This is a genomic window from Paenibacillus sp. NPDC101420 (assembly GCF_050277435.1).
Taxonomy (GTDB): Bacteria; Bacillota; Bacilli; order Paenibacillales; family Paenibacillaceae; genus Paenibacillus_AQ.
In genome coordinates this window covers 223,281-238,985 of record NZ_JBNNSE010000001.1, presented here as the reverse complement: position 1 = coordinate 238,985, position 15,705 = coordinate 223,281, and the positions used below count along the sequence as shown (strand labels likewise).

At 38.6% G+C, this 15,705-nt stretch carries 22 protein-coding genes; 21 read left to right on the top strand and 1 reads right to left on the bottom strand.

Features of this window, described 5'->3' with window-relative positions:
• Positions 1-27: 27 nt before the first annotated feature.
• From ACQKMP_RS00980 to ACQKMP_RS00880, 21 genes are all read left to right on the top strand, one after another.
• On the top strand, positions 28-1,029 hold the full coding sequence (locus tag ACQKMP_RS00980; protein ID WP_339247891.1) for a Gfo/Idh/MocA family oxidoreductase: 1,002 nt from the start codon (positions 28-30) through the stop codon (positions 1,027-1,029).
• Between the two features lie 207 nt (positions 1,030-1,236).
• On the top strand, positions 1,237-1,497 hold the full coding sequence (locus ACQKMP_RS00975) for a hypothetical protein (RefSeq protein ID WP_076285831.1): 261 nt from the start codon (positions 1,237-1,239) through the stop codon (positions 1,495-1,497).
• 246 nt (positions 1,498-1,743) lie between these two features.
• Complete coding sequence (locus tag ACQKMP_RS00970; RefSeq protein ID WP_427468660.1) at positions 1,744-3,240, top strand: malate:quinone oxidoreductase; 1,497 nt, start codon at positions 1,744-1,746, stop codon at positions 3,238-3,240.
• Positions 3,241-3,330: 90 nt separating this feature from the next.
• Positions 3,331-3,612, top strand: coding sequence for a DUF2691 family protein (locus tag ACQKMP_RS00965; protein ID WP_427469195.1), 282 nt, complete (start codon positions 3,331-3,333; stop codon positions 3,610-3,612).
• A 174-nt stretch (positions 3,613-3,786) separates the two neighbouring features.
• Positions 3,787-4,443, top strand: coding sequence for a CatB-related O-acetyltransferase (locus tag ACQKMP_RS00960; RefSeq protein WP_149644407.1), 657 nt, complete (start codon positions 3,787-3,789; stop codon positions 4,441-4,443).
• A gap of 155 nt (positions 4,444-4,598) precedes the next feature.
• Complete coding sequence (locus ACQKMP_RS00955; RefSeq protein ID WP_076285828.1) at positions 4,599-4,835, top strand: DUF3977 family protein; 237 nt, start codon at positions 4,599-4,601, stop codon at positions 4,833-4,835.
• 40 nt (positions 4,836-4,875) lie between these two features.
• Entirely contained in the window at positions 4,876-5,526 is a 651-nt protein-coding gene (locus ACQKMP_RS00950) for a uridine kinase family protein (RefSeq protein ID WP_427468659.1), read from the top strand.
• Entirely contained in the window at positions 5,523-6,074 is a 552-nt protein-coding gene (pgsA, locus tag ACQKMP_RS00945; RefSeq protein ID WP_341060683.1) for a CDP-diacylglycerol--glycerol-3-phosphate 3-phosphatidyltransferase, read from the top strand. The genes ACQKMP_RS00950 and pgsA overlap by 4 nt, the downstream gene beginning before the upstream one ends.
• A 281-nt stretch (positions 6,075-6,355) precedes the next feature.
• Positions 6,356-6,766, top strand: coding sequence for a GntR family transcriptional regulator (locus ACQKMP_RS00940; RefSeq protein ID WP_427468658.1), 411 nt, complete (start codon positions 6,356-6,358; stop codon positions 6,764-6,766).
• Entirely contained in the window at positions 6,763-7,449 is a 687-nt protein-coding gene (locus ACQKMP_RS00935) for an ABC transporter ATP-binding protein (protein ID WP_042187925.1), read from the top strand. Before ACQKMP_RS00940 ends, ACQKMP_RS00935 begins: the two co-directional genes overlap by 4 nt.
• Positions 7,446-8,291: a hypothetical protein gene (locus tag ACQKMP_RS00930; RefSeq protein WP_427468657.1), complete on the top strand. Its 846-nt coding sequence runs from the start codon at positions 7,446-7,448 to the stop codon at positions 8,289-8,291. Before ACQKMP_RS00935 ends, ACQKMP_RS00930 begins: the two co-directional genes overlap by 4 nt.
• Before the next feature lie 23 nt (positions 8,292-8,314).
• Positions 8,315-9,514, top strand: coding sequence for a hypothetical protein (locus ACQKMP_RS00925; protein ID WP_379421698.1), 1,200 nt, complete (start codon positions 8,315-8,317; stop codon positions 9,512-9,514).
• A 220-nt stretch (positions 9,515-9,734) separates the two neighbouring features.
• On the top strand, positions 9,735-10,217 hold the full coding sequence (locus tag ACQKMP_RS00920) for a DUF2975 domain-containing protein (protein WP_076298949.1): 483 nt from the start codon (positions 9,735-9,737) through the stop codon (positions 10,215-10,217).
• A 10-nt stretch (positions 10,218-10,227) separates the two neighbouring features.
• The gene (locus ACQKMP_RS00915) at positions 10,228-10,443 is read left to right on the top strand and encodes a helix-turn-helix domain-containing protein (RefSeq protein ID WP_042127458.1); all 216 of its coding nucleotides are present in this window, start codon (positions 10,228-10,230) and stop codon (positions 10,441-10,443) included.
• Between the two features lie 204 nt (positions 10,444-10,647).
• Positions 10,648-11,121, top strand: coding sequence for a DUF2975 domain-containing protein (locus ACQKMP_RS00910; protein WP_405176545.1), 474 nt, complete (start codon positions 10,648-10,650; stop codon positions 11,119-11,121).
• Positions 11,122-11,131: 10 nt separating this feature from the next.
• A complete protein-coding gene (locus ACQKMP_RS00905) occupies positions 11,132-11,347 on the top strand; it encodes a helix-turn-helix domain-containing protein (protein WP_379421696.1) in 216 nt (71 codons plus the stop codon).
• 66 nt (positions 11,348-11,413) lie between these two features.
• The gene (locus tag ACQKMP_RS00900) at positions 11,414-12,187 is read left to right on the top strand and encodes a DUF817 domain-containing protein (protein ID WP_427468656.1); all 774 of its coding nucleotides are present in this window, start codon (positions 11,414-11,416) and stop codon (positions 12,185-12,187) included.
• 67 nt (positions 12,188-12,254) lie between these two features.
• Positions 12,255-12,659, top strand: a complete 405-nt coding sequence (locus tag ACQKMP_RS00895; protein WP_427468655.1) for a hypothetical protein — start codon at positions 12,255-12,257, stop codon at positions 12,657-12,659.
• 109 nt (positions 12,660-12,768) lie between these two features.
• Positions 12,769-13,167 (top strand): RrF2 family transcriptional regulator, encoded by a 399-nt coding sequence (locus tag ACQKMP_RS00890; RefSeq protein WP_427468654.1) that lies wholly within the window; start codon positions 12,769-12,771, stop codon positions 13,165-13,167.
• 74 nt (positions 13,168-13,241) lie between these two features.
• Positions 13,242-13,871 carry a class I SAM-dependent methyltransferase gene (locus ACQKMP_RS00885; protein ID WP_427468653.1) on the top strand — a complete coding sequence of 210 codons (630 nt, stop codon included), beginning with the start codon at positions 13,242-13,244 and terminating at the stop codon, positions 13,869-13,871.
• Between the two features lie 56 nt (positions 13,872-13,927).
• Complete coding sequence (locus ACQKMP_RS00880; RefSeq protein WP_340974835.1) at positions 13,928-14,734, top strand: class I SAM-dependent methyltransferase; 807 nt, start codon at positions 13,928-13,930, stop codon at positions 14,732-14,734.
• A gap of 57 nt (positions 14,735-14,791) precedes the next feature.
• Here ACQKMP_RS00880 and ACQKMP_RS00875 read toward each other — a convergent pair whose 3' ends face one another.
• Positions 14,792-15,700: an aldo/keto reductase gene (locus tag ACQKMP_RS00875; RefSeq protein ID WP_427468652.1), complete on the bottom strand. Its 909-nt coding sequence runs from the start codon at positions 15,698-15,700 to the stop codon at positions 14,792-14,794.
• Positions 15,701-15,705 lie beyond the last annotated feature (5 nt).

Sequence of the window (15,705 nt, the reverse complement as noted above, 5' to 3'; positions counted from 1 at the left end):
ATGGAATAATGAATGGAGGTGGTAAAGATGAACAAACTTGGAGTAGCGATTATTGGCTGCGGGGCGATATTTCCTCTCCATGCTAAAGCAATATCAGCAATAAAAGATGTAAATCTACTTCTAGTTGTAGATATTGATGCTGATAAAGCTACACGAGAGGGAATAGAATATGCCTGCGATGCCACTGATGATTATAGAGAAATATTAAATGATAATCGTATTGATGTTGTTCATCTCTGTACACCTCATCATCTTCATGCAGAAATGGCTGAAGAGCTATTACGTGCGGGGAAGCATGTGTTAACTGAAAAGCCAATCGCCGTTGACCTTCCTTCAGCCATGCGCATGCTGGAAGCAGCGCAAGTGAGCTCCGGCCAGCTTGGTGTGGTGTTCCAGAATCGTTATAATGATGCTTCCGTTTATATTAAGAAGACTATAGATTCTGGTGATTTAGGGAAACTGCTTTGTATGAAAGGTGTCGTAACCTGGCATCGAAACGAAAGTTACTACAAAGATAGCAATTGGAGAGGAAGGTGGTCCACGGAAGGCGGAGGTGTTCTAATTAATCAGACCATTCATACCTTGGATTTACTACAGTGGTATGGGGGTGAGATTAAATCCGTGAAAGGCAGTATTACCACGGATGTGCTTGATGGCGTCATTGAAGTAGAAGATACTGCCCATGCTTGTATCGATTTTGTCAATAATGCTCGCGGGCTGTTTTATGGCACGAATACCTATCTTGAGAACTCTCCGGTGGAGTTGGAGCTAGTTTTTGAAGAGGGGGCGCTTAACCTCCGTCGAGAGCACTTATATCTTTGGAAAGATGGGAAGGAAACCTTGGTTTGTGAGCCTATTTTCAGTCCTGCGGAAGGCAAATCGTATTGGGGGACTGGGCATAAGAGACTAATTGAGGACTTCTATGACCATATTTTCAGTGGATCAAAGTTTTGGCTGGATGGTCCTGAGGGGATAAAGGCGCTGGAACTGGTGAAGCGTATTTATAGCTCATCGCAGAGGAACAAATAAGTCATAAATATAGCGAAGGCTGTTCCATATGTAGATTTATCTACGAATGCGGCAGCTTTTTCGTGTTTAGGGACTTCCCGCATTTGGTTAAACACTAAGAAGACTACGACTTGCAGAGGAAGATGGATTTGATTAATTCTCCTTAGTGGAATAATCTAAAGTAAGTATAGGTTATTAACAGCAAGATATCTGGAGGGTGCATACAATATGGAGAAAATACTACTGAACATTAGAACGAACACCAAGCTAATTTCCATTGTGCAGACCATTGTTTTTATCTTTGTCATATTATACGTACTGATGTTTCTTTCTGGTGGATTATTCACCACCTTTTTTATTATGCTCATTGCTTGTTTTGTTAGTGTAATTGCTGCTTTACTCATGCTAATTCGAAAAAGCTTCTTATGGGCAATTGTTGATCTTGCTGCTGCGGGCGGTATGTTCATTTATTTTATTTATAATGCTTAACTGTTATTAATCCTTGCAAGAAGCGGGTTTATGGCTGTAGCATAAGTTCCTTAACCTGGAGGACTTATTTCTCTCTTTTTTGCAAGCTTTTAAATAATTTATTTTTTTCATATAATAGTAGATATTAAATTTATAAATAATTGTAATACACTCGGATAAGGGTATAATTGAGACAGAAAAGGTGTGACGCCTAAGAAGGAGCGCCCACATCCTTTCTGCAAAATTCAGGGGATAAGGATGGTAATAATGGGCAAAAGTGCAACTGAAACAGACGTCATTTTAATTGGTGCTGGAATCATGAGTGCGACTTTAGGAACACTTTTAAAAGAATTAGTGCCGGATTGGAAGATTAAAGTGTTTGAAAAGCTCGAAAATGCAGGTGAGGAAAGCTCTAATGAATGGAATAATGCAGGAACTGGACATGCGGCGCTCTGCGAGCTTAACTACACTGTCGAAAAATCCGACGGAACTGTAGATATAAGTAAAGCCATCCAAATTAATGAACAGTTTCAACTTTCAATGCAATTTTGGTCTTATTTGGTAAATCGTAAGTTGATACATAATCCTCAGGATTTTATCATGCCCTTGCCCCATATGAGTTTGGTACTAGGGGAGAAGAATGTAGCTTTTTTGAAGAGAAGATTTGAAGCGCTATCAAAAAATCCTTTGTTCCAAGGAATGGAATTTTCCGATGACTCTAGCAAATTAATGGAATGGATACCGCTTATTATACAAAATCGTCCATCGAATGAACCTATAGCAGCAACAAAAATCGACTCAGGCACAGATGTTAACTTTGGCGCTTTAACGCGTATGTTATTTGATCACTTAAAGAGTAAGAATGTAGATCTCCATTATAAACATAGTGTAGATGGAATCAAACGTACTAGCGATGGGTCGTGGGACTTGAGAGTGAAGAACGACAGCGGTACTATTGAACACCATACTGCAAAATTTGTCTTTGTTGGTGGCGGGGGAGGAAGCTTGCATATCCTGCAAAAATCCGGTATTCCTGAAGGGAAACATATTGGAGGATTCCCGGTAAGTGGAATATTTATGGTGTGTAATAAACCAGAAGTTATAGCCCAGCATCATGCAAAAGTATACGGTAAAGCTAAGGTTGGAGCGCCTCCAATGTCTGTTCCGCATCTGGATACTAGATTTATTAACAACAAAAAATCGTTGTTATTTGGACCGTTTGCTGGCTTCTCACCAAAATTTTTAAAAACCGGTTCAATGTTTGATTTGATCACTTCCGTAAAACCGGATAATCTCCTAACGATGCTGTCGGCAGGTGCAAAGAACATGTCTTTGACCAAATACCTGATCGAGCAAGTGTTGTTATCGAAAGAAAAACGCATGGAGGAATTACGAGAGTTTATCCCGAATGCCAAAATAGAGGATTGGGATCTAGTTGTAGCAGGCCAACGCGTACAGGTAATCAAAGATACAGAGGATGGCAAAGGAATCCTTCAATTCGGTACAGAGGTAATTAGCGCCGCAGATGGTTCGATTGCAGCATTGCTTGGGGCTTCCCCAGGTGCTTCTACGGCTGTTCATGTGATGCTTGAAGTACTTAATAAATGTTTCCCTCAGCATATAAAAGAGTGGGAACCGAAAATTAAAGAAATGATTCCTTCTTATGGCCTGTCACTACTGGAAAATCCAGAGCTTTTGCATGAAGTGCACACATTAACGGCAACTACATTGGGTCTAGGTGGAAAAGAGCGAGTGCATAGTTAAGCAATGATCAATCGCTCGAAAGTATGATAATTGACAGAGATTTTCTTCAAGAAAGCCTATGGATTTCATTCATAGGTTTTTTGTTTAGTCCTGAAAGAACTGTTGGAGAATAACGAATACTATATCATCTTTGCGAACTTCAAGGCTTTTCTACGAGAGAAGGATGTAATTGATGTTCAGACCTATGAGGAGTTCTTAAATAGTGATTGCCAGCTTGTACTTTTAGTCGTCGATAGTGAATATGCTACAGTTTATTGTAAAGACCAAGGAAAGCTTGAAGCGCTGTGCCATAACGCGATTTCAAATGGATATGAAGATGTTCAGTACATTACGAGTGAGAATGACTTCAGAACAAGATTATCAGTATGGTAGAAGGAAACCGTAAGGTTGATTTGACGAATAAATCATTCATTTGTTACAATGACCCCATCAATTAGGAAAAGGATGAGGACGATGGTTCGTCGTTTGAAACGGTTTAAGAATGTCGCTACTGTATCAAGCTTCTAAGTATAAATGCTATAAATTACTTAGAAGCGAGGGAAAATAATGAAACAACAGCTGTTTAACCACTGGTCAGAAACGAAGTATTTAAAGGATATTGTCACCAATCCAATGATTGAGGTAGGGGATTACTCGTACTACTCTGGTTATTACGATAGTCATCATTTTGAAGACGGGTGCGTCAGATATCTTTGGGGAGACGAACCGTCAAGAAAGTTATTTAACCCGATCGAAGATTTTGGGTGGCATTTAGATAAATTGATTATAGGAAATTATGTTTGTATTGCAAGTGGTGTAATTATTTTAATGGGTGGAAATCACAATCATCATCCTGAATGGATTACCGTGTATCCTTTTGTGGACCAGATTGAAACCTCTTACGAACCTAAAGGTGATACGATCATAGAAAGTGATGCTTGGATTGGGATGAATGCAATGATTATGCCAGGTGTGAAAATAGGGGAAGGTGCTATTGTTGCGGCAGGCTCAGTTGTTGTAAAAGACGTTCCACCATATACAATAGTAGGTGGCAATCCTGCTAAAGAGATTAGAAAACGATTTACAGATCGTGAAATTGAAAAGTTAAAGGAAATGCGTTGGTTTGATTGGAAACGTGAGAAAATTGAACAAGCTACGCCTATCTTTTCAAGTTCATCGATTGATCAATTATATGAGTTTTATCTAAGGGAAATAAAATCATAACACAATCACAACAGGCTGCCGCAAATATTCGGCAGCCTGTTCTTTTATCAGTTAAGGTAGTTTAACAATAATTGTTCTTTACCAGATTAATCCTAATTAGTATGATTATATGAATGGGCTCATCTAATCTCTTGGGAGGAAAGTGTGCTAGATATATGAAATATATTGAATTTGGTCTAGGTAATACATGGTTTATTAGAACCGAAACGGAGTTAGAGGATGGAAGTGAATTTGAAGAAAAAGGAATTGTGAAACCGGTAAGGTTCCATTCTCTATATATCAGGATTTGGATTGGTAAAACTGTAGTAATCCTAGACTTAAAGCAAGGTTTTAAAAAAAGTAAGAAAAGTTATAACGCGTTTAAGATTATTTTTGGTATAACAAGTCTCTAGAATGGAGGGGCATACATATAACGACAAGATGGAGGAAACTATGGATAAAATATTAAATGAAATAGCCAATTTGATAAGCAGTGAGGAAAAAAGAGTTACTATTGGGATTTCGGGTCATGGTGCATCTGGAAAGACAAGATTTGCCCATAATCTTTTAAAGATTCTGGGTCATGAGAAGGTGAATTATATGAATACTGATCCCTATATAATCGGCTCTCATCTTAGAAAGTACACTGTAATCGATTATGAATATAACAATGAACGTCATCGTAATAAAATGACAGCTTGTCATCCTTCTGCTCATAATATATCTACTCTAGAGAGAGACATCCGAATGATGCGAGATGGTTTAGATTTTTATACAATAGACACTAATTATTTAAAGAGTACAATGATAGCTTCACAAAACAGAGTGAATATTGTAGAGGGCATGAGCGTTGCTTTTGCAGACCCGAATTTGTTTGATCTGAAGGTGTACTTATATACGGATGGAGACACTGAATTGATGAGAAGGAGTATACGTGATGTCTCTGAAAGAGGAACAGACATCAAATATTTAAGGAAATCTCATGAAGACCGTAGAATTCAATATGAGTTATTTATGCATCCTTTTCATCGAAACTTTGATATCATTATAAAAAATTCCAATGAAGGTTATATTCTTGAAAATGAATTCAGGAGGGAATTATGAATCTTGCAAATAAAGTAACAATCGCCAGAATATTATTAATCCCCATCTTTATAGTGCTTTTCTCAAAATATCCTGATTGGCCAGAGGGGATTTATTATGCAGCTATTGTTTTTTTACTCGCTTCAGCCACTGACAAACTAGATGGTTATATTGCTAGGAAGTATAATCAGGTTACGAACCTTGGAAAGTTACTTGATCCATTAGCGGATAAGTTGCTCATTTCTGCTGCGTTGATTCTACTGGTAAGTCAGCAGATGTTATACGCATGGGTTGCTTTAGTTATTGTAGCGAGGGAAGTGATCATTACAGGGATTAGACTTGTTGCTGTCACTCAGAAAATAGTGTTGCAAGCTGATCGATACGGAAAAATTAAAATGGTATCGCAAGTTGTAGCAATTACTGCAGTTATGTTTACAAACCATCCATTCACCCTTTTTACGAATATACCTATCGATCAAATCCTAATCTATATTTCACTAGTCATAACTATCTATTCAGGATTTAACTACATAAGAAATAACTATCGTTTTTTAAAATTAGAAGCATGAGCTCGATAAAAAGGTTGCTGAATAACAATTAGATAAAGGCGAATTCTCACTCCATTTCGAGTAAGAATTCGCCTTTATTTTATGTATATCCTCGTGCTTTTTACTTAATAACGTCAATATATTTATGAGATTTACTGCAAATAAACCCATAACCCTTGTATGTGTATGCCAAGTCTAAGCTCAAATCCGAACTATTGACACAAAAGTGTATTACACGTATAGTACATAAATAAGATGTATGAACCACTTAGTACACACACTTAGTATATGGAGTTGGTTGTATGACAGAAGAACAAAAATCAGGTGTCAGCTTTAATATTCGAGAACCGGTATATATTCAAGTTGTCCGTTACTTTAAAGAACAGATTGCTACAGGGCAAATCGGAGCAGGAGACAAGATTCCTTCACGGCGTGAGCTGGCATCAGTAATGAAGATTAATGCGAACACGGCACAGAAGGCATATAAGGAAATGGAGGAACAGGGTTTGATCGTAACAGAAGGAAATTCCCCAAGTCGAATTACACAGGATCAGCAAATACTAAGCTCGATTCGTGCTGAATTAATCGAAAGTGCAGTGGATATATTCATCGGCTCCATTCGAAATATTCAAATTCCAGTTGAAGAACTGGTAGACATCATAAAGACAAAATATACATTAGAGCGATCTTCAGAGGGTGGTGACACAAGATGATCCAAGTGAATCAGATGGTGAAGAATTATGGATTCAAGAAGGTACTAAATGGCGTTAGCTTTACTGCTGCCAAAGGAGAGATCACCTGCCTGATCGGAATCAATGGTGCCGGAAAGTCAACGGTGCTGAAGTCCATCATGGGACTGACACCATACAAAGGTGAAGTCTTAATCGATAATGCATCACTAACACCTGCGATGTATGAGAAAATGACTTTTATTCCAGATTCGTTAACGATGCCTTCCAATATGCGAATTGCTGATTGCTTCAGCTTTATGGCTGACTTTTATCGGAATTGGAACGCTGAACGTGCAGAGGAATTGCTTAAGTTCTTCCAGTTGAGCTCTAAAGATCGCGTGTCTTCATTGTCGAAGGGGATGGCTGCAAAGTTAAATTTGTTGCTCGGACTTGCCTTGGATTGTGATTACATCCTAATGGACGAACCGTTCTCGGGGATTGATATGTTCAGCCGCGAGCAAATTACTGATGTGTTCACGAGTGAATTGATCGAGGATCGTGGTGTGATTATTACAACTCATGAAATTAACGATATTGAGCATTTAATTGATAAAGCGGTCTTGCTACAGCATGGGAAGGTAGAACGTGAATTCTACTGTGAAGAAGTACGTGAGCAGGAAGGTAAGTCCATTACGGACGTAATGAGAGAGGTGTATAAGAAATGAGAGCCTTTGTGAAGCTATTGAATTTTGAAATGAACCGATTTGCCAAAATATATTTTGGACTCCTGGTGCTGACAGTCGCCTTGCAACTTGTAGCAGTCACCCTCGGTGCTAATCATTGGCTGGATTCTGCGAATGAGGCAATGAGAGTGAATCAATGGACCCTTGAGCAATATCACAATGTGACTGGATATATTCAGCTAAACAGTATGATGTATGCTCGCTATAATGGACTTCTATATTTCGGACCCATATTTTTGAGCATCACAGTGTTGCTAATATATAGCTGCTTCATCTGGTACCGTGACTGGAGAGGTAAAAATACGGTAGTATATCGCCTGCTCACGTTGCCATCCAATCGGGCGAATTTGTATTTTGCCAAGCTGGTTACGATCTTGTTATTCGCATTTGGATTTGTCGCCCTGCAAATTATCCTTGTTCCACTGGAACGTTTGATAGCACAGTCGATTCTTCCTGCTGAAATATATCGGAACATCTCGGTATTTGATTTTTTGAAGTATCCTACTGTGCTTAAAGTTCTGGTTCCGCCCTACTTTTCTGAGTTTGTACTATACTATGGACTGGGCATTATTGGCTTGATTGTTTTGTTCACAGTGATTCTAATCGAGCGGAGCTACAGACTGAAAGGGATTGGCTTTATCGTACTATATTTAGCGGTTCTGGCTGGACTAGCCTTAATACCATTTCTTATGGGTTATAACAGTTACGATAGCTACTTCTATCCAGGTGAAATCATAGGCGTTTGTCTCGGATTAATAGTGATCATTGTTGGAGGTTCGCTTTGGTACAGCTTGTATCTATTGCGTAAGAAAATATCGGTATAATTGAAGGGGATGGAAGTTAAGGAATGAGAAAATATATGGTTACCGCCGTTCTTGTAGTGTTCGCTGTTGTTACAATCGGGACGTATTATGTACAAGCTTCACAAGAGACACCACCTAATTATAAGCTGACGACGGTTCAAGGGGATGCTTCCCTCGTTGAAGGTATAGCTGTATACGGAAACTACATGATTAAGGATAGTACTTTTGGCATCAAACGAGCTTATATCACGACAAATGGTACAGATTATCCAGATGAAAAGTCTGCGATTAGCCAAAGCTTAAATCGAAGACCAATGAAAACGCAATTGGATCAGTGGATTGAAGAGCATCGTCAGTTCATGCGCGGTAAGACAAACACATCTGGTTTCTATGAGAATGAGGAAATGCTTGCTTATGTTAATGCGACAGTAGATACGAAGCGGACAAATGATTCATCAGTGAAGAAGAATGCTAAGCTCAGTATTTCTGTGCTTAACAAGGAAAAGAACAATACGCTGGAAATCACATCCGATATCAATGTAGATCATGATATTTCAGATATGTATGTACAAAATGTACAGCTTATTGATCAGCAGCTTGTTGCTATGGTGTTTATGAATCACAGTGCCAAAGGTTATGTATCTGAACCGCAGATCCTCCGTGTCAATCTAACCACAAAAGAGATTAAGAATGAGCCGCTCGCGTTACCAGGCGGTAAATCTGTAGCGGCAGACGGGGATACTCAATATGCATGGCTAGCCAATCAAAATCTGGAGCACACGGAGCAATGGATTTTAAGGATTAGTAGAGATAATCATAGAAAGGCATATCAAGTGGATGTTAAGACAGGACAAATCTCTCCACTCACATTCCAAGGGCATGAAATGTTATTGAATAATATTATGAATGTCTATGGACAGAAAATTTATTTCCTGCAAAAAGCTGTATCGAGTAAGGAAAATATAGGATTCACTGTTATTTCTTACGATCTCGTGAGTAAAGAATATGAGACTACTCTGAAGAATACAAATATAGATTTAAGTGAAAACATTACCTATGCTTTTAAACAAGACCATCTCTATATTATGGGGTATAAGAATTTCAAAGGTAATCGTCTATATGTATTCAATTTGACAAGCGGTAACCTTGAGTACGAAGGAAAAGTAATATCAACAGAGGCCGCCAAGCAGGCTGAAGATGAAGCTAACATGGATTTGAATTTTATCGATCTCGGTCAGTTCTAGAATTATTTTTAGAATAGAAAATTAGATATAAAGAGACATAAAGAGATATAAAAAGGTGACAAAGGCCGGGTTAATGACTTTTAATAGTCGATTAGCTCGGCCTTTTTAGTCGTGAAATATAAAACAGTCATTAAACACTATTTTTCGATTAAAATATATTGTAAAACGATAAACTATATGTTAGATTCAATTTTGAAAATAACTTTGTGAGGTGTGTTTTATGAAACTTGGATCAACGCTTTTTTTAAGGATAGCTGTTGTTCTTATTGGACTTCCAGTTCTTGCCTTGTGTATAATTTTTGTGCCTGCGATTTCGAATTATGCAGCAGAATTATACCCTGATCAAACCTATATTAAATATCTCTTGTACATTGATTTGTATGCATCGGCGATACCTTTTTACTTTGCATTGTATCAAGCGATCAAATTGTTAGGGTATATTGACAACAACAACGCTTTCTCAGAATTATCTGTAAAGGTATTAAAAAATATCAGGAACTGTGCAATTGCAATCAGTGGAATTTATGTAGTGGGATTGCCACTTTTCTATCTCGTCGCGGAGAGAGATGATGCCCCAGGGTTCATTGTCATTGGGGTGGTTGTGATTTTTGCTTCCATGGTGATTGCAGTGTTTGCTGCGGTGCTCCAAAAGCTTTTGAAGGAAGCTATTGATATAAAATCAGAAAATGACTTAACGGTCTGAGGAGAAAACAATGGCGATTATTATTAATATTGACGTGATGCTGGCTAAAAGAAAAATGAGCGTGACCGAGCTTTCGGAGCGGGTTGGAATAACAATGGCTAATCTGTCTATATTGAAAAATGGAAAGGCGAAAGCGGTTCGATTATCAACATTAGAGGCGATCTGCAAAGCTTTAGATTGTCAGCCTGGAGATATTTTAGAATACAAAAGTGACGAGGAGACTTAAGAAATAAATGAATAGTAGAGGCAGGGCTCTTTTCTCAATCTTTATGAGGAGGGGGCCTTTTTGATGTGCAATAATTGGAGGTGTGAAATAATAGGGGGTTATATTAATGATAAAAAATAATTGTAATACAATCAATATATATTGAATAACGATAAATTATGTGATAAATTGAATCCAGATTATTAACTTTGTGAGGTGCAGTTTATGAAACGTGAAACACTCTTTTTAAAGATAGTTGTAATTCTTATTGGAATTCCGGTTCTTGCTTTGTGTATTTTTTGGTTACCTACGATACCTAACAAGGCAGCTGGAGATTATCCGGTGTATTTGGTTTATCCCGTTCTTATAGGGGTGTATGTAACAGTGATAGCCTATTTCGTAGCTTTATATCAGGCGTTAAGACTTCTAAGCTATATTGACAAGAACAAAGCGTTCTCAGAACTATCCATTAAGGCTTTAAAAAATATAATTTACTGTGCAATCATCATCAGTATCTTATATGCGGCAGGTATGCCACTTATTTACGAAATGGCACAGGAAGCCGATGCACCAGGTCTAGTCGTACTCGGACTTGTCATGACTTGTGCTCCAATCGTGATTGCGGTCTTTGCTGCTGTTCTTCAAAAGCTCTTGAAAAATGCCATAGAAATAAAATCAGAAAATGACTTAACAGTCTGAGGTGAAAATAATGGCGATTATAGTGAATATTGACGTGATGTTAGCTAAAAGAAAAATGAGCGTTACTGAGCTTACAGATAGGGTTGGAATAACAATGGCCAATCTTTCTATATTGAAAAATGGAAAAGCAAAAGCGATTCGATTATCAACGTTTGATGCGATTTGTAAAGCTTTAGAATGTCAGCCTGGAGATATTTTAGAATACCTAATGGACGAAGATGCTTAAATCGTAATGAGTAATCGACTCCGCAGATTGAAAAGAACAGCATTGCCTGGAAAGGAGAGAGCATCATTGAAATCAACAACGCAGTTTCTGCATTTTGGCTATCATCAGGCGATGAGTTGCATATTTCCTATTGCGATCTTTGGGACTTTAGCTCTCTCTAACGTAATAGATCTGCCTTACATTTACCGATATGATGCCATTCTTATTATATTGCTTACCGTTCAATACCTTATGTACCGTACTGGATTAGAGACGCTAGATGAAATTAAAGTCATCTGTGTATTTCACATTATTGGTTTGCTGCTGGAAATTTTTAAGATAAGAATGGGGTCATGGTCATACCCTGAACCCGGGCTAACCAAGGTGTTTGGAGTGCCACTGTATAGCGGGTTTATGTACGCGAGCGTCGCGAGCTATATGTGTCAAATTTGGCGTAGACTGAAAATGGATATGACGGGCTGGCCGGGACTTGCTGCTGCTGGATCGCTCGGAGCAGCTATCTATCTGAACTTTTTCACGCATCACTTCATTCCTGATTTTCGCTGGTGGCTAAAGGGGCTTGTACTCATTGTTTTTTGGAAAACTTGGATCATTTATCGGGTACGAAACACTACTTATCGGATGCCCTTGACACTGGCTTTTTTCTTAGTAGGTTTTTTTATCTGGTTAGCTGAGAATATCGCTACATTCTTTAATGCTTGGAAATATCCTGATCAGAATCAGGTATGGCATGTGGTTAGTGTCAGTAAGATCAGTTCATGGTTCCTTCTGGTCATTATTAGTGTCATTATAGTTGCTCAGCTTAAACATGTTAAAGCTAACCGTAACGCGAAAGAGTAGAGTATTGTCTTCAAAGGAAATAGTAGTACATGGAGTAAGAACAAATTAGTGATGAGGGGGAGATGAGATGGAATATACAGATTTAAAAGAATTGCAGGATGTGTTTTTCTTTGGTCTAATAGAGCCGGAGGTAAATCAACTAAGGTTATCTTTTTGTAAAAGCAAAGCTAGTGATATAGCTGTGCCTCTTATGGATGGTGAGAAAAGCTCTCCCATAATACAAGTTGATTTTCACTCCTATATTGCATATTCGATTAGAAATGAATTCTTTACTTCTTGGGATGATTACGAGGAATTTGACGGAAGAACATTTAGGATTTATAAAAAATCAAGGTATCTTGATTTTATTTCTAATGGAATATTTGCATCAAAGGATTTTCCAAAACCATATAAGCACTATGGGATCTGTTGTATTGACCATGTCGTTGATATTATTTCAACATCGGAACCAGTTGTAAGGGAAATTATATAGATCTGAATTTCTTTCCAGAGGATAGAAGAAAGCAGCTGATTGCACATGCTTGTCTTTTTTAACGATTAGAGTTATTATGGATTTTCAAAGTCGTTAATGGAGGTGCTGAATGAAATATTCCCAAGCGACAGACTATGCGCTTCATGCAATGCTTTATCTGGTGACGGCGGCGTCCGATAAGCCTGTAGGTGTTCAATTACTTGCTGAGAAGCTGGGTGTTTCGCAAACCTATCTGTCCAAAATGATGACCAAGCTAGTCAAGGCTGGATTGATTCAATCTGCACCCGGAGCAAACGGTGGGTATCGTCTCAGACGGAAGTCCGAAGAGATCTCTTTTCTGGATATTATCCATGCGATCGAAGGGACTGCATCTTTGTTCGAATGTAGCCTGGATCACGGTAGCGAGTGCCTGATTCAACAGGTAGTGATTGACGCTGAAAGACAGATGGAGCAGTACTTGGAGAACAGGAAAATTGCAGATTTGGCGAAAACAATGAAGACGGAGTAAAGATCCGTTCTTTTTTGAATATAATTAAAGATAATATAAGTCCGTAATGACTTTAATATAAAGGAGAATGAAATATGACGGAATTCTGGGAATCAAGCTTTATAGAAAAACAAACGATGTGGGGATTTGAACCTACAGACTCTGCGATCGCCACTAAGGACTTTTTCCTTGAGAGGAATGTTAAAGACATATTGGTACCAGGGATTGGATATGGCAGAAATGCAAAGGTTTTTATAGAGAGTGGGATAAATGTAACGGGTATTGAGATTTCTCAAACAGCAATTGATTTGGCGAGGCAAAATGGAATTGATATTAGCATTTTTCATGGTTCAGTGAATGACATGCCGTATGATAATAACCTCTATGAGGGAATATTTTGCCATGGTCTTATTCATCTGTTGAATAAAAGTGAAAGAGAAAAGTTCATTAAGGATTGCTACAACCAGTTAAAGCCAGGTGGTTATATGATTTTTACAACAGTTTCGAAAAATGCTCCTATGTTTGGAAAGGGCGAACCATTAGACAAAGATTATTTTGAGACGAAGGATGGCGTGAAAATGTTCTTTTATGATTCTGACACCATCACACAAGATTTTGAACCATATGGACTGGTTGAGTTTTCAGAAATGGATGAGCCTAATAAGAACATGAAGAATAAACCTTCAATCAATTTTATAATGGTAAAATGTAAGAAAGAACTATAGAAAAATTTCGACATATCGAAGATAATATATTTCAAAAGAAGGCAGGTGTTATGTTGATGAGCAATATTATTGATTATTACTCAAGCTTTGACGAGTGGGGCAGGCTGGATAGAGAACCTTTAGAGTTCATTATTAATCTCCATTATATCAAGAAATATATGCCATCAGCTGGGAAGGTGCTGGATAATGGCGCAGGACCCGGTAAATACGCGATGGAACTGGCTAAGCTCGGATATACAGTAACCCTTTCAGATATCACACCTAAATTAGTTGAAGTAGCAACGGAAAAGGCAGCTGAACTAGAATTAACTAAGCAATTTGACGGGTTTCATAACTTAAATGCTATTGATTTAGAAGGAATACCTAATGAGAATTATGATGTTTCATTGATGCTCGGTCCTTTGTATCATTTGCAGAAGGAAGAGGAACGAATTTTAGCAGTAAAAGAGTTGCACCGCGTGACCAAGCAAGATGGCTTAGTATTCGTGGCTTTTCAAAGTCGAATGAGAATGACCATTAATTCGTTACAATCCCCGCAGCAGTGGAAACCGAACGATAATATGAACACCATCAATGAATTCTATGAGAGCGGAATCTTTAATCATAGTGACAAGGGCCGATTTACAGGTGCTTATTATTTTAACATTGATGAGATTCAGCCTTTCATGGAAAGGAATGGATTTGAGTCGATAGATTTAATTGGTTCATCAAGTATTGCAGCCATGTTATCTGCAGAGCAGCAACAGTATTGGACTCACCAAGAAGGGGAAGAGAGCTTGATTAACTTTCTCATATCCAAAGCAAATGATCCCTCAATCTTGGGCATCTCATCCCATTTGTTATACATCGGTAAAAGAAAATAAAATTAAGAGCGTCAGTTTCTTAACTGGCGCTCTTAATTTTATAAATGACAGACTACTTTACAAATGTAGTGTGTAGCGGTTCGCTTTACTCAACCCGCGGATCATTTCGATTTCCTCCGAAGACAGTGGGGTTGACTTAGCAGCCGTTACATTATTCTTCAACTGCTCCATGCTACTCGCTCCAGGAATGATAACCGCTACAGATGGATTAGCTAGAGGATAATGAAGTGCAGTTTGTCCTAAGGGGCGAGAGTGGCTCGTTTCCTGGATAAGCTGATCATGCAATTTCAGAAGCTCCTCACTGCTGTAATCTAGGTACTTCTTCTCTGCCTTACTGCGGCCGTTCTCCGAAAGGATGCCACCCGCCAAAGGACCCCGGGCAATAAGACTGATCCCATGCTCGGCCAGCAGAGGGAGGATTTCCTCCTCAGGACGTCGATCTAAAATGCTGTATTGGCTCATTACACTGACAATATTTGATTTTTTTACATATTCTCTAATGACATTAGGTCGAATAGAAGAGATCCCATAATATCGGATTAGCCCCTCTTGCTTAAGTTCTTCAAAGGCTTCAATAGTCTCATCCATCGGATCATCGATCGTTCCGCCATGCAGCTGATACAGATCGATATAATCCGTTTGGAGGCGTCTTAGGCTGACTTTGACTGCGGATTTAATATAGGATTTTGATGGATCCCAGCTCCAGCCTTCTTGACCTGGAATTCTGCGGTTACCCACTTTTGTACTCAATATAACCTCACCGCGGCGGTGGCGAATCGCCTTACCAATGATCTCTTCATTACGACCCTCATCATACAGATCGGCTGTATCTAAAAAGTTAATGCCTTGATCGAGCGCTTCATGGACGATGGAAATGGCTTTAGCCTCATCCGTACCTAAGGACATGCATCCGAGTCCTACTTCACTTACATATAAATCGGACTGACCCAAACGATTTTTATTCATAGGTT

Excerpts from the sequence above, each read along its gene's own strand:
- ACQKMP_RS00980 (WP_339247891.1), top strand. The coding sequence starts at position 28 with ATGAACAAACTTGGAGTAGCGATTATTGGCTGCGGGGCGATATTTCCT.
- ACQKMP_RS00975 (WP_076285831.1), top strand. The coding sequence starts at position 1,237 with ATGGAGAAAATACTACTGAACATTAGAACGAACACCAAGCTAATTTCC.
- ACQKMP_RS00970 (WP_427468660.1), top strand. The coding sequence starts at position 1,744 with ATGGGCAAAAGTGCAACTGAAACAGACGTCATTTTAATTGGTGCTGGA.
- ACQKMP_RS00960 (WP_149644407.1), top strand. The coding sequence starts at position 3,787 with ATGAAACAACAGCTGTTTAACCACTGGTCAGAAACGAAGTATTTAAAG.
- ACQKMP_RS00955 (WP_076285828.1), top strand. The coding sequence starts at position 4,599 with ATGAAATATATTGAATTTGGTCTAGGTAATACATGGTTTATTAGAACC.
- ACQKMP_RS00950 (WP_427468659.1), top strand. The coding sequence starts at position 4,876 with ATGGATAAAATATTAAATGAAATAGCCAATTTGATAAGCAGTGAGGAA.
- pgsA (WP_341060683.1), top strand. The coding sequence starts at position 5,523 with ATGAATCTTGCAAATAAAGTAACAATCGCCAGAATATTATTAATCCCC.
- ACQKMP_RS00940 (WP_427468658.1), top strand. The coding sequence starts at position 6,356 with ATGACAGAAGAACAAAAATCAGGTGTCAGCTTTAATATTCGAGAACCG.
- ACQKMP_RS00935 (WP_042187925.1), top strand. The coding sequence starts at position 6,763 with ATGATCCAAGTGAATCAGATGGTGAAGAATTATGGATTCAAGAAGGTA.
- ACQKMP_RS00930 (WP_427468657.1), top strand. The coding sequence starts at position 7,446 with ATGAGAGCCTTTGTGAAGCTATTGAATTTTGAAATGAACCGATTTGCC.
- ACQKMP_RS00925 (WP_379421698.1), top strand. The coding sequence starts at position 8,315 with ATGAGAAAATATATGGTTACCGCCGTTCTTGTAGTGTTCGCTGTTGTT.
- ACQKMP_RS00920 (WP_076298949.1), top strand. The coding sequence starts at position 9,735 with ATGAAACTTGGATCAACGCTTTTTTTAAGGATAGCTGTTGTTCTTATT.
- ACQKMP_RS00915 (WP_042127458.1), top strand. The coding sequence starts at position 10,228 with ATGGCGATTATTATTAATATTGACGTGATGCTGGCTAAAAGAAAAATG.
- ACQKMP_RS00910 (WP_405176545.1), top strand. The coding sequence starts at position 10,648 with ATGAAACGTGAAACACTCTTTTTAAAGATAGTTGTAATTCTTATTGGA.
- ACQKMP_RS00905 (WP_379421696.1), top strand. The coding sequence starts at position 11,132 with ATGGCGATTATAGTGAATATTGACGTGATGTTAGCTAAAAGAAAAATG.
- ACQKMP_RS00895 (WP_427468655.1), top strand. The coding sequence starts at position 12,255 with ATGGAATATACAGATTTAAAAGAATTGCAGGATGTGTTTTTCTTTGGT.
- ACQKMP_RS00890 (WP_427468654.1), top strand. The coding sequence starts at position 12,769 with ATGAAATATTCCCAAGCGACAGACTATGCGCTTCATGCAATGCTTTAT.
- ACQKMP_RS00885 (WP_427468653.1), top strand. The coding sequence starts at position 13,242 with ATGACGGAATTCTGGGAATCAAGCTTTATAGAAAAACAAACGATGTGG.
- ACQKMP_RS00880 (WP_340974835.1), top strand. The coding sequence starts at position 13,928 with ATGAGCAATATTATTGATTATTACTCAAGCTTTGACGAGTGGGGCAGG.
- ACQKMP_RS00875 (WP_427468652.1), bottom strand. The coding sequence starts at position 15,700 with ATGAATAAAAATCGTTTGGGTCAGTCCGATTTATATGTAAGTGAAGTA.